The sequence below is a fragment of the Pseudomonas sp. KH_046_1 genome (assembly GCF_057839025.1).
In genome coordinates, this window is sequence record NZ_CM174481.1 from 3978671 (window position 1) to 3991895 (window position 13225).

Here is a 13225-nt window from a genome sequence, read left to right on the forward strand (position 1 = left end):
AGGTACCCACATGAATCCAAAGGAAAACTACCTGCATGAGTTCTTCAGGATCTTCTTCGCCAACAGGCAGTTGGTGAAGCGAGTCTTCCTGATCTTTGCCGTGATCGCCGTGGTCTTGCCGCTGTTGCTCAAGCAGAGTTTCGATATCACCGCCCAGGTGATCGTGCAGTCCAAGAAAATCTCCCAGGGGGATGCCACCAGCACCCTCACTCAGGAAAACGCTTCCTTCATCCCGCCGTCGCTGGCCGACATGGAGACCGAGAGCAATATCCTGCGTTCGCCGGCCTTGATCCGCCAGACCATCAGCGAGTTGCGCGAAAAGGGTGAGTACACGCTACCCGTGAGCGCCTTCAACAAACTGCTGGTGCAGCCGCTCAAACGGTTTGTCACCAATCCCGTTCGCGAACACGTGGTCAACCCGGTTCGCAGCCTGCTCGGGTTGCAGACCGATCCGGTACGCGACACCCTGCTCGATGCCCTCACGCAGCAAGCGTCCAATGCCCTCAAGGTGGAAACCTTGCCGGGTTCCAACGTGATCTCGATCGTCTACAGCTTCCCTGACCCGGCCCAGGGCACCCGATTCGTCGCCGCCCTGCTGCAAAACTACCTGGTCATCCGCCAGGAAATGCAATCGATCGACCTGCCGCAGAGCTTCTACGAGACCAAGAAATTGCAGTACCAGGTGCGTCTCGATGGCCTGGAAGCCAATCGCCTGGCCTTGCTCGAAAGCATCGGTTCGTCCGATCCCAAGGAAGAAATCACGTTCCGCCTCAACGCGATCAACACCGAGGAGCAGGCGCTCAACCTGTATCAGGACCGGCTGCTGCAAAGCCAGCGCTGGCTCGATTACCTGAAAACCAGCCTGGCGACCGCCAACAACGCCAGATTCAACGACTACACCTTCCCCTACACCTTCACCACCACGGTCGACAGCGTCGCTTTCGAAGACCGCGAGATCAAGCAACTGGGTGAGCAACTGACGACCCTGGTCAGCCGCTACATGGACGACCTGGCGGTCTTTCAGCCCGGCAGTGAGCCGATGCAAAGGGCCCGCGAGCAAATCATCCGGGCCCGTGGGCAATTCCTGAAGATTGTCAGCAACCGGATTCAGGAGCGCACCAGCGACCTGGCGACGATCAGCTCGGTCATCGACCAGAAAACCGCGCGCATTGCCGAGTTCAAGAATCGCATCCATCAGTTGCAGGAAACCCGCAGCAAGCTGCGGCAGATGGACACCGAAATCAACGCGCTGCACAAGGCGTTCGGCACCTATGCCCAGCGCTTCGCCGAAAGCAGCACCGCGCGCGCGCTGGACAACGACCTGTCCAACGCACGGGTACTCAGCCCGCCGTTCGAGCCGACCGAAGCGGCGTTCCCCAAGCCGATGCTGATCATTCCGTTCGGCCTGTTCACCGGTTTGCTGCTGGCGATTGCCCTGGTCTATGTGCGTGAGTTCTTCGACCACCGCTTCAAGCACCCTGCGCAAATCACCCATGAACTGGGCTTGCCGGTGCTGCTGGTGATCAACGATCAAAGCACCCTGCCGAACAATCCGCACAAGAACTGGAGCGTACCGGCCCTCTTGCATTGGGTGCGCAATTGAACGCACCCCTCGGCACCGCCCACGACCTGCCGATCATTCATATGCTCAGCAGCGGCGGCTTCTATGGCGCCGAGCGGATGCTGTTGGATCATTGCCTGGCGACGCCGGGGCAGCACCAGGTGCTGTTTCTCGATGCACCGCCAGAACTGATCACGCGTTTTCGCCAGGCCGGTGTCGATTGCCTCGGCTGTGCAGGCTTGGGCGCATTGCTTGGGCATTTGCGCCAGCGACGGGACCAGCGGCCACTGATCAATACGCACAACTTCAAGGGCCTGTTGTTCGGCTGGTTCGGCGCCACGCTGTTGCGCCTGCCACTGGTGATCACCCAGCACGGCTTCACCCCGCGCAGTCGCAAGCAGAAGTTCTACACCTGGCTGAGCCTGCAACTGTGCCGCACGGCCTCGGTGAACCGGGTGGTGTGTGTCGCCGAAAGCATTGCAGCGCTGCACCGCCAGGCCAATGTGCGCACGGACAAGTTGCAGGTGATCCCCAACGGCCTGCCGGCGGCCCAGGACTTGCCGCCGCACAGTGGTGAGCGTCAACGCTGGCTGGCCGGTTACGTCGGGCGCCTGAGTAGCGAAAAAGGCCCTGACCTGTTTCTCGATGCGCTGATCCCGTTGTGTCAGCAGTACCCGCAACTGGACGCGGTGATGCTCGGCGACGGGCCGGAGCGCGAAAGTCTGCAGACGCGCATAGACGAAGCGGGATTGCAGACGCGTATCACGCTGCCGGGCTACCAGACCGACATGCGCGCCTGGTGGCGACAACTCGATGCGTTGGTGATCAGCTCGCGCACCGAAGGCACGCCCATGATTCTGCTCGAAGCGATGCAGGCCGGGGTGCCGGTGGTGGCCTTCGGTGTCGGCGGGATTCCCGATGTCTTGCAGGACCGCCACAACGGCCTGCTCGCCGCGCCCACCGACAGCACCGCCCTCGCCCGCCAGATCGGCGCACTGCTGGGTGACCCGGCCCTGGCCGGCGAGTTGATCGAGAACGCAAAACGTACGCAACGGGATCGCTACGACCTCAAGGTCCTGGCCGAACGCTGGTCGCAGGTTTACATCCGCACTGCACGGGAGGCACGCGCGTGATTGTTCCGCTCTCGATCGTCAGTTTGCTCGGCCTGGTCTGCCTCGGATTGCTGGCCAGCCCTTATCCGTATCTGGCGCCGGGAGCGGTGCTGGGCCTGGTGGGTGTCGCGGTGCTGTACCGCAAGCCTGCCTGGGGCCTGCTGGGGATTGTCGCCATCCTGCCTTTCGAGGGTCTGTTCAAGGACAACGCGTTATCAGGCTCCAAGTTCCTCGGGGCTTCGCTGGCGCTGATCCTGATGCTGCAACTGGCGATTCACCAACTGTCAGCCGAGCGCCTGCGCAGCAATATCTGGCGTTTCCTGGTCGGGTTCATGGTGCTGTACCTGCTCAGCCTGTTGAACACCGACGACATGGGCTTCTCCCTGGGCCACCTGCGCGAATTGAGCGTCGGCCTGATTCTGTTTGTCATCACCCTGCTGGTCGGGCGTGAGTTGAACCTCGACCTGTTCGCCAAACTGGTTGCCATCAGTGTCGCGGTGACCTGCGCCATGGCGATGTTCTCTGCCAAATACCAGGACGACGGCCGTGCGTCCGGGATGCTCAATGACCCGAACGACTTTGCCCTGATGATCGCCTTCGCCGTGCCCATGGCGCTGTTGCTGGTGGTCCGCAGCCCGAACCGGTTGCACCGGTTGTTCTGGGGGGCCTGTGCCCTCGTGCTGCTGGCCGGCATGACCAAGACTGAATCCCGTTCGGGGCTGGTGGTGTTGCTCCTCAGCCTGTTGATCGGCACGTGGCACTATCGCGCGCAGTTACCACATATTCGTCCACGCCACCTGGGCTTTGCCATGCTCGGCCTGACGATTGTGATTACGCTTGGGCTCTATGCGATGCCGGCCAGTTACGTGGCGCGCATCCAGTCGCTGAGCATCCTCAGCTCCGGGGCCAAGAGTCAGGACGCGTCCCTGGGCCGTCGCGCCTCCTACATTGTGGTCGGCAGCGCCATGATCGCCGAGAACCCCTTGCTCGGCACCGGCCCCGGCACGTTCCCGCTGCACTACGCCACCACCGGTTATGCCAAGACCTTTTCCGTCAGCGGCAAGACCGACGACCTGTACCGCCGCGCCCACAACACCTACCTGGAGATCTTCAGTGAACTGGGGATTCCCGCCGGCCTGATGTTCGTCGGCATGCTGGCCCTGGGGTTGTACAACCTGATTCGCGCCCGCCGGGCCTGGCTGTTGCGAGGAGACGGGCATCAGGCCGATCTGATGACCCACCTGGGCATGAGCTTTCTGTCGTTGACGTTGTTCCTGATGTTCCTCAGCGCGCCGAACCATAAGTACCTGTGGATCATGCTCGCGTTGACCAGCGTGCTGCGCACGAAAGCCGAAGAAGCCCCGTCGACGGAGGTCAGGGCATGAACCGCATCAGCATCATCATCCCGATGTACAACGAGGCCCGGCACATCGGCCGGACCCTGCAAGCGGCACGACATGCCGCCGAGGCGGCCAACGTCGAATGCGAGTTGATCGTGGTCGACAACGGCTCCGACGACCAGGGCCCGGACATTGCCCGGCAGTTCGGCGCCCAGGTGCTGGTCCTGCCCGGCCTGCTCATCGGTGCATTGCGTAATCGCGGAGCGGAGATCGCCAGCGGTGAATGGCTGGCCTTTATCGATGCCGACGTCGAGATGCCCGAGAACTGGCTCAAGCTGTTGTTCGACCTCGAGTCCAGCGGCCAGGCCGATGTCATCGGCCTGGACCTGCACACCCCGGCCGAAGCGCCGTGGTACGCCGACGCCTGGCAGCGCCGCACCTTGCGCCCCGATACGCAGCCGCTGCATGTCGCGCAATGGCTGCCCACTTGCAACCTGCTGATGCGCCGTCGCTGGTTCGACAAGGTCGGTGGTTTCAATGAACAACTGCGCACCGGCGAGGACAAGGAACTGACCATGCGCCTGGTCGACGCCGGTGCCAAGCTGCGCTCGGTCAACCAAAGCGTGGCGCTGCATTGGGGCTACGAATGCAGTTGGCGGGAATGGATGGGCAAGGAATTATGGCGCCAGGGCAGTCATCTGCAGCTGCTGCGCACCCATGGCCCGAGCCTGCGCTTGCTGCGCTTTCCACTGCTGTCGATAGCCGCCTGGGTGATCGATTTCATGGCCATTTCCGCCCTGTTCGACGGTTTCCCCCATCATTCGCTGTTGATGCTGCTGCTGACCGTCCTGCCCGCCCTGGCACTGAGCCTGCGTCAGAGTGCCAGGCACCGCGACCCGCTCCTGACCCTGCAACTCTGGGGCCTGCACTGGGTGCGCCTGCACCTGGCGGGCGCCGGGTTCATCCTCAGCCTTTGTCATTGGAATGCCAGGAGGCCCGCCCGTGGCTGAATTCATTTTCTGGTTGTGCCTGTTGCTACCGGTTTACGCCTACCTCGGTTATCCACTGTTATTGACATTGCTGGCACCGTTTTACCCGGCGCCGCGCCATGGACCGGCACAACCGATGGACGTGAGCATCGTGATTGCCGCGCACAACGAAGCGCGGCATATCGAAGAAAAACTGCGCACCGTGCTGGCCCAGGATTATCAGGCCCGCTCGCTGCACATCATCCTCGCCAGTGACGGCTCGACCGACGACACCGTGGCCTGTGCACACAAGGTCAATGACCCGCGCATTACCGTGCTCGACCTGCCCCGCCAGGGCAAGGCGGCGACGCTCAATGCCGCGGTCGCGATCAGCAGCGGTGCGATCCTGGTGTTCACCGACGCCGACAACCAATGGTCCACCGACACCCTCGGCCATTTGCTCGCGCCGCTCAACGACCCGCAGGTCGGTGGTTGCGCCGGGCATATGGTGATCCCGGTGACCGGCAAGGGCTTGAGCGTAGGCGACAGCCTGTATCGGCATTACGAAGGCTGGCTGCGCTACGTGGAAAATCGCACCGGCTGCATGGTCTCCGCCGATGGCGCATTGCTCGCCCTGCGCCGCGAGTTGTTCCAGAGCGTGCCAGCGGAGGTCAACGATGATTTCTTTATCAGCACCTGCGCGCCGGTGGCATTCAAGCGGATTGTCTACGTGCCCCAGGCCCGGGTGATCGACCAGGGTGTGGACGAAGCCGACAAGCAATTCCGTCGCCGCCAGCGGGTCACAGTGGGTGGTTTGCAAAGCCTGGCCCAGCGCCGGGAGCTGCTTAATCCGCTGACCCATGGCCCGTATGCGATTGCCTTGATCAGCCACAAGCTGATCCGGCGGTTGGCGCCGATCCTGTTGCTGCCGTTGCTGCTGAGCAATTTCTGGCTGTGGGAAGACCACGGCTTTTATCGCCTGAGCCTGATCGCACAACTGCTCGGTTACACGATGGCCATTGCCGGCCTGCTGGATTCGCAACACCGCTTGCCCAAACCCTTTCGCCTGGCCGCGTTCCTCCTGGTGACCCTTGCCGGGATGAGCATCGGCCTGTGGCAGTTCCTGCGCGGTCAGCGTTACGCCCAGTGGAACCCCGAGCAAAATCGATGAGAGGCGCGTGCCGTGGCGATCAAACAACTGTTAAAACGCACCAGTGGCTGGCTGTACCTCAACTCCCCGGTCGGGCGCAATCAACTGCACGGCGCCGGGGTGATCCTGATGCTGCACCGGGTGCTGGCCAGCGACCAGGCCGCCGAACTGCCCCATCGCAATGAACTGTGCGTCGGGCCAAAGGCGTTCGAACATCTGCTGGTGTGGTTGAAAAAACACTTCGACTGCGTACCGCTGATGGACATTCTGCAACCGGCTGCGCGCTCGGAGCGGCCGAAAGTGGCGCTGACCTTCGACGACGGCTGGCGCGACAACGCGGTGAACGCGTTCCCGCTGCTGCAAAAACACCAGGTGCCGGCGAGCATCTTTCTGTCCACCGATTTCATTGGCAGCCGCCAGCGCTTCTGGTGGGAAAGCATCGGCGAAACACTGTGGAACAGCCATGGCGAACAGGCACGCCGGCACCTGATCGAATGCCAACAGCAACTTGGGCGCCCGTTGCCGCCACTGTGCGATGACCCGGATCCGCAACGCCGCAGCCTGGCGTTGCTGAACTTTTTGCAGAGTCTGAAAACCCTGTCGCCGCTGGACCTCAATCGCCTGACCGACGCCTGCCCGCAAGAGTCGTTGCCCCAGGCGCTGGACTGGCAGCAAGTGCGCCACCTGGAAGCGTCCGGCCTGGTGCGCTTCGGCCCCCACGGTGCCAGTCACGCCATCCTCACCGGTCTCGACGATCAACGCCTGGATGAAGAACTGAGCCGCAGTCGCGAGGCACTGCTCCACGGCTGCAACCAGCCGCTGCCGGTTTACTGCTACCCCAATGGCGACAACGATGCGCGGGTGCGCCAACAGGTGGCCAGGCATGACTTCCCGTTTGCCCTGGGCACCGGCACCGGCATTTATCGAGGAACCGAAGATCCACTGGCCCTGCCACGCTTCGGCGTCAGCCAGCGTACCGCGCGCAATCCCGGGTTGCTGTCCTGGCGCATCTACCGTGGGGCGCGTCCATGAGCCGCAACAACTACCTCAGGCACCTGGCCCTGAGCATGGGCACCAAACTGGCGATGATCGCCCTGCGCTTGCTGCGTAACGTGTTGCTGGCGCGGATTTTAGGCCCCAGCGAACGGGGCTTGTTTGCCTTGCTCAGCGCCCTGCCCGACCTGATCAGCGCTGCCACCAGCGGCGGCTTGAATTCAGCGGTGGGCTACCAGGCGGCCAAGCAGCGACCGATGGGCTTGCTGCTCAGCCAGGTGCTGCTGTTCGGTTGTCTACCGGCGGCGTTGCTGACCTTGCTGGTGGTGGCGCTGACCCGCGAGTTCGGCAGTGAACTGGACATCACCACGCAATTGGGCCTGCTCGCCTGGCTGTTGCTGCTGGCGGTGCCGCTGACCGTGCTCAAAAGCGGTTTGCTGACCCTGCACAACGCCTCGGGCGGCGTGGTCGCCTTCAATGCCTTGCGCCTGATCGAGTCGCTGGCGCCGCTGCTGGTGTTCCTTGCCCTGTTCTGGATGTGGAAAAGCGCGGCCCTGGAAGCGGCGCTGATCAGTTGGCTGACGGGGATCAGCCTGGTGGTGCTGGCCGGTTGGGTGTGGCTCAAGCGCGAGCATCCGCTGAGCCTGCAATGGGACCGCGCCAGTCAGAACGAACTGCTGCGCTACGGCGTTCGCAGTCATCCAGACCTGCTGTTCCAGCAAGTGATTCTGCGCTCCGACTACCTGTTCATCGGCGCCCTGCTCGGCACCACGGCGCTGGGTCACTACGCCATGGCCAGCGCGGCCGCCGAGTTGCTGCTGATCGTTCCGGAAGCAGTGACCACGCCGCTGATGAAGCGTCTGCTGCAACAGGAAGAAGGCATCGAAAAAGTCACGCCTCTGGCCTTGCGCTTGACCGCTACGGTGATGCTCGGCGCTTGCCTGACCATGGCAGTGGTCGGTGAATGGTTGATCGTGACGCTGTTTGGCGAGGCCTATCAGCCTGCCTATCCTGCGTTGCTGGCGCTGCTGCCAGGCCTGTTGGGTCTGTGCTACATGAGCATTCTGCGCCTGGACCTGCTGGGCAAAAACCGGCCCGGCACGATTTCGTTGTTGATGGGCCTCAGCGCCCTGCTCAACCTGGCGCTCAATGTGCTGCTGATCCCGACCTACGGCATCGTCGGCGCAGCAGCGGCGTCCTCTATCGCGTACCTGGCCGTGACCCTGGCGCTGTTGGTGGTGTATTGCCGGTTGAGCCACGTGCCGGTCTGGCAAACGCTCATCGTCCTGCCCGGCGACATCGCGCCGATGCTGCTGATGCTGCAACGGAAATCGGCATGAAACGCCTGTTATTGCTGGTGAGTCTCGGCCTCGGGCTGAGCGCCGAAGCCGCAACCATGCGTTGGGCTGATATCCGCGACGGCAGCCTGTACCTGCAAACGGACCGCCCCGACACCCTGACCGTGCTCTGGGCCCCGGTGTGGCAGGCTGAAGCCAACGAAGAACACCTGTACTTGCTCGACGGCCAGGGCAAACTCCAGAGCGAACGACTGATTGCCGCCAATGAGCCCCGCGGTAGTCAACGCTGGACCCTGGCGCCGGGCGCCGCCAGTTATCGACTGGAAATTCCTGGCTACAGCTTCCGCCGTTATACGGTTGAGCACGACGACCACACCGTCGCACTGTTCGCCCCGGCCAAGGTGCATTTCAGCGCCGAGCCCCGGGACGGTGACCAGTTGTATTTCAAAGTCGCGGCCGGTGAGCACGCGGTGCTGGCCGGTAAATTCCACGGCGGCGTCGGCGCGTTGCAAGCGCAGCGCGTGAGTGACGGCCAACAACTTTCGTTGTCTCTAAAGCCTTATCCCGCCTATTGGCAGTTCGACAAAGTCGAGTTGCCGGTTGCAACCACCGATCAAGTCTGGCGCCTGCACCTGCGCGGTAGCGGCAAGGTCGCATTCTGGCTCGACGGCACGGCCAACCTGTTCGCCCAGAACCCGCAACAGCTCAAACCCTTGCGCGAAGACGAAGGCCAGACCCGGCTGACGCTGCACAACGACGTGCTCGGCAAGACCCCGAACCTGGGTATCGCCCTGCCCTATGCGCGACTGCCGGATTCCAGTTTCGCCGTGCTCGATGCCCTGCAACCACAGGCCGGAACCTATTACAGCCTGGTCGACATCATGGCGACGCGGCCGCATTACGAAGACGTGTTCCGCCGGCTGTATCAGGATCGCTTGGGCATCACTCAGGACATCACCCTGCTGGCCGGCCGTCAGCGCCGGGCCGACCTGCGCGCCGACACCACCAGCAACGCCGGCCTCGACGCCTGGCTCGCCGCCACACGCGCACTTGGCGGCAAGGGCACGCACTACATCGGCTTTGCCGACGAACCGAACCTCAACTACCCGGACTACGCCAGCTACCAGCGCCTCTTCAACAGCATGGCCTGGCAAGTGCGCAGCAACCCGGACAACGCCAAAGCCGGCGTACGCATCGCCATGCCGGCCAGCTCCCGGTTCGTCAATGGCCCGTTCGTCGACCATGCCGCCGACAAGCGCGGCATCGACTGGGCCCGACGCTTGCTGGCCGAGTCCGGCGACAAGATCGATGCGCTGGCGTGGCACGAATGGATGGTCCGCGACCTGCTGGCGACCCGCGTCTACCGCGATAGCGTACGCAAAGCGGCAGAGCTGGTGGGGCTCGATGCCCAGGGACGACCGCGCAAAGCCTTGTTGCTGGACCAGACCAACATGTCCAGCGGGGCCAGCCTCAGCCCTTACGATCAGGAAACCCACTACGCCTCGTTATGGTGGGCCTCGGTCATCATCAATGCTTCCCAGGACGGCTTGCTCGACATGCTCGGCTGGTTCCAGGCCGCCGACGAACCTGAGTATCCCAAGGGCATGTTGCGCATGCTCGGCGAGGGTGAATTCGAGCTCAAGCCCGTAGGCCTGGCGCAGCAATTTATCCGCCAGCATTGGCTACACGATGTCATGCGCCTGGAGAACGACGCCTTCGAGGTTGACGTGCTGGCCATGTCTGCCGGGCAACAACGCAGCCTGCTGGGCGTCAACAAAGGCTCACGCTTGCAGCGTGTGAGCCTGGCCGGTGCGCAATGTCCATTGACCCAGGGATCATTGCGCTATTTCGGCGCCGACAACCGCAGTCGCGACGCATCCTTCAAATGCCTGGAGGGTCGCATCAGCTTCGATTTACCAGGAGAAACCCTGTTTGCCCTCAGCTGGAGCACCTCATGAACGTCATTGATTTTTTACCGCGTGGACGATTCGTCGCGCATTGAGTCACTCCACTCACGGCCAACACCGTCAGGAGTCAAAAACATGAATGCTCTGAAAAAACTCAGCGATCACATCAAGCAAAAAGGCCTGCGCGCCACCGTCGGCAAGTTGTGGAAACACTACGTATTTTTCCACGAAGAACTGTTGTGGATGGAGCGCGATCTGGCGAGCCCGGTACCGCCACACAAGCTGCGGCCCTATACACCGCTGCGACTGGAAACCATCACCCCACAAAATGCCGTGGCGTTCGCCAAACACTTCGGCGATCGCGTGGGCACCATGGCCGAGTTGGCGTCCGAAGGGTATACCGGGCATATGTATCTGGATGAAAACGGCGATACCGTGGCCTTTATCTGGGGCAGCACACGCGATTATTTCGACCGTCATTACTACGGCTGCATGTTCCCGGTGAAGCCAGGTGAGTTCTTCGAGTTCGCTCTCGAACAGATTCCTGCCTACCGGGGCACCACGCTGTCGGTCGATTTCCAGCTGAACCTGTGGAAAGCCATGGCTGATCAGGGCTGCAACAAAGTGGTGGATATCTGCGAGTCCCACAACATTCCCGCGCTCAAGCTGCACATGCGCATGGGGTATCGCGAGCAGGGACGGATCATGAACATCTACCACCTGTTCGGCTGGCGCTTCTTCCGCGAAACCCGCTACAGCGGTTCACGCCTGGATGCCTTGCGCAAACCGGCACCCTCTCCTGTTCCAGCCGAGGCGAGCTGACCCTATGTCTGCACGATTCGAATGGCGCACTTCGCTGTGCACCGACGACTTTCCGATTGCGGCTTATGAATCGTTGCGCCAGCGCGTAACGGACCACACGCCGTTCAACACCCTGGCCTGGCTATACGCCTCGGAACTGGCACTCAAACCCGGCGAGCAGTTGCACGTGCTGCTTGGCTGGCAGGGTGAAGAACTAACGCTGTGCCTACCGTTGGTGGCGTCCGTGGAGCGCTTTGCGCGTTTGCCGTTTCGGGTCCTGCATCATTTGGGCTACCCCCTCACCGACCGCCTCGCACTGCTGACGAGGCTGGAAGGCGACAATTTATGCAAGGCGCTGGCGCAGATCCGTCAACGCCTGCCCCATGCCGTGCTGCAACTCAACGAACTGGTCGGTTCCACGGCGCAGGCCTTGGCACCGTGGCAGGCACTGAGTTCGACCGCCGAACAACGCCTCAGCTGTCGGGTGCCGGTGCACCTGATCAGCGAGGCCGACCATCAGGAAGTCTCCGGCGACCCGCGCTACAAACTGCGCCGGGCGCGCAAACGCATCGCCGCGTGTGGTGCCCAGGTGCGGCGGATTACCCCCGACTCCCTGACCATGGGGCCGCTGTTGCAGGAAATCAGTGAAGTCGAAGCGGTGAGCTGGAAAGGCGATGAAGGGGTCGGGATTTTTTCCGATGCGCGCCATCGCCAGTGGATGGACCGCGCCTTCACCGCCCTGGCGGCCCGAGGCCTGGTGCGCGTGGTGTTGCTGGAACTGGAGGGGCGCTGCATCAGCTATCGCCTCGGCTTGCTGGAGCAGGGCCGACTGTACGACTACAATCTGGCGTTCCTGCCGCAATATGCCGACTTGGGCAGCGGCCGGGTGCTGCTCGAAGAGTGGATTCGCTGGGGCCTGGAAGACAACTGGCTGTGGATCGATGCGTCGCGGGTCAGCCTGGAAAACTCCAGCCATCAACTGCACGAACGCATGACCGGGCAACTGGAACACTGGCGCTGGAGTTTTTACTCCTGGCGCCCCAGCGGTCTGCTGCTGGGGCTGGCCTTGCGGGTCTGGCAACGCTTCAAACCCCGATTGCAGCAATGGCGCGCCCGGCGCGCGGCGGCCGCAGTCGCCACCCCGGCGCCCGTCGCGGCACCTGCGGTCAAAGCGCCTGCGCCTACGAAAAATCTCAAGGAGGGTGAACATGCCTCGGCAAGTGATAGTCAACGCTGACGATTTCGGCCTCAGTGCCTGCGAAAACGCGGTGATCCTGGGCGCGTTCCAGGCCGGGCTCATCAGCTCCGCCACCGCCATGGCCAACATGCCGGCGTTCGAAGCGGCTTGCGTCCTGGCCCGGCATCCGTTGCTCGAAGGCCGCATTGGCCTGCACTTCAACCTGACCTATGGCCGGCCGTTGAGCCAGAGCATTGTGCAGCGTCCGACGTTTTGCGACGGTGCCGGCGTGTTCGACCTCAACCTGCCCCGCACCCGCCTCTGGCTCGGGCGCCGTGATCGCCACGCCGTGCTCGAAGAACTCGAAGCCCAGTGGCAGCGCTGCCTGGACAACGGCCTGCGCCCCAGCCACCTGGACTCCCATCAACACGTGCACAACATCTGGCCGATCGGCGAGATCGTCGCGCGCTTCGCCGCCCGCCAGGGGGTGCCGGTGCGTCTGGCGCGCAACCTGGGGCAAAACCTCAGCCTGCCCAAGCGCGTGTTCAAGGACCTGCTCAACCGTCGCCTGAGCAACCTGGCCGGTGCCACCGCCGACTACGTGTGCACCCCGGTGGATCTGCGCAACGCCGAGCCACCGCCCGACGGACTGCTGGAAATCGTCGCCCACCCGAACCAGCTCGGCGCCGACTTCGGCGATGCCTACCTGGAACCGGGAGAGTCCTTGAGTGCTTTGCTGGAGCAGCGTTTGCCGGGTGTGCCTCGGGTGGCCTATACCGCAGCGGGCGAAGCTGCGCCTCACCGCGCACAGGGCGTTCTGGAGTAATCCGCAATCCCTGTGGGAGCGGGCTTGCTCGCGATGGCTTTGTGTCAGGCGCATTTGTTTTGATGGTGTACATATCCGTTTCTGCGGTAACG

General features: G+C 62.8%; 11 protein-coding genes. All 11 read left to right on the plus strand.

Annotated elements, in window-relative coordinates:
• The first annotated feature begins 10 nt into the window (after positions 1-10).
• The 11 genes from AC3IT9_RS18305 (at position 11) to AC3IT9_RS18355 (ending at position 13133) form a co-directional block, all read left to right on the plus strand.
• Complete coding sequence (locus AC3IT9_RS18305; RefSeq protein WP_489270615.1) at positions 11-1603, plus strand: GumC family protein; 1593 nt, start codon at positions 11-13, stop codon at positions 1601-1603.
• Positions 1600-2694, plus strand: coding sequence for a glycosyltransferase family 4 protein (locus AC3IT9_RS18310; protein WP_191633613.1), 1095 nt, complete (start codon positions 1600-1602; stop codon positions 2692-2694). Before AC3IT9_RS18305 ends, AC3IT9_RS18310 begins: the two co-directional genes overlap by 4 nt.
• Complete coding sequence (locus AC3IT9_RS18315; protein WP_423505428.1) at positions 2691-4058, plus strand: O-antigen ligase family protein; 1368 nt, start codon at positions 2691-2693, stop codon at positions 4056-4058. Before AC3IT9_RS18310 ends, AC3IT9_RS18315 begins: the two co-directional genes overlap by 4 nt.
• Positions 4055-5023: a glycosyltransferase gene (locus AC3IT9_RS18320; protein ID WP_353741129.1), complete on the plus strand. Its 969-nt coding sequence runs from the start codon at positions 4055-4057 to the stop codon at positions 5021-5023. Before AC3IT9_RS18315 ends, AC3IT9_RS18320 begins: the two co-directional genes overlap by 4 nt.
• Positions 5016-6152 (plus strand): glycosyltransferase, encoded by a 1137-nt coding sequence (locus AC3IT9_RS18325; protein ID WP_489270616.1) that lies wholly within the window; start codon positions 5016-5018, stop codon positions 6150-6152. The genes AC3IT9_RS18320 and AC3IT9_RS18325 overlap by 8 nt, the downstream gene beginning before the upstream one ends.
• Before the next feature lie 12 nt (positions 6153-6164).
• A complete protein-coding gene (locus AC3IT9_RS18330; protein WP_489270618.1) occupies positions 6165-7163 on the plus strand; it encodes a polysaccharide deacetylase family protein in 999 nt (332 codons plus the stop codon).
• Positions 7160-8464 carry a lipopolysaccharide biosynthesis protein gene (locus AC3IT9_RS18335; RefSeq protein ID WP_489270619.1) on the plus strand — a complete coding sequence of 435 codons (1305 nt, stop codon included), beginning with the start codon at positions 7160-7162 and terminating at the stop codon, positions 8462-8464. The genes AC3IT9_RS18330 and AC3IT9_RS18335 overlap by 4 nt, the downstream gene beginning before the upstream one ends.
• Positions 8461-10380 carry a hypothetical protein gene (locus AC3IT9_RS18340; protein WP_489270620.1) on the plus strand — a complete coding sequence of 640 codons (1920 nt, stop codon included), beginning with the start codon at positions 8461-8463 and terminating at the stop codon, positions 10378-10380. The genes AC3IT9_RS18335 and AC3IT9_RS18340 overlap by 4 nt, the downstream gene beginning before the upstream one ends.
• A gap of 84 nt (positions 10381-10464) precedes the next feature.
• Positions 10465-11151 (plus strand): N-acetyltransferase, encoded by a 687-nt coding sequence (locus tag AC3IT9_RS18345; protein ID WP_489270621.1) that lies wholly within the window; start codon positions 10465-10467, stop codon positions 11149-11151.
• Positions 11152-11155: 4 nt separating this feature from the next.
• Positions 11156-12367: a GNAT family N-acetyltransferase gene (locus AC3IT9_RS18350; protein WP_489270622.1), complete on the plus strand. Its 1212-nt coding sequence runs from the start codon at positions 11156-11158 to the stop codon at positions 12365-12367.
• The gene (locus AC3IT9_RS18355) at positions 12339-13133 is read left to right on the plus strand and encodes a ChbG/HpnK family deacetylase (RefSeq protein WP_489270623.1); all 795 of its coding nucleotides are present in this window, start codon (positions 12339-12341) and stop codon (positions 13131-13133) included. The genes AC3IT9_RS18350 and AC3IT9_RS18355 overlap by 29 nt, the downstream gene beginning before the upstream one ends.
• Positions 13134-13225: the final 92 nt, after the last annotated feature.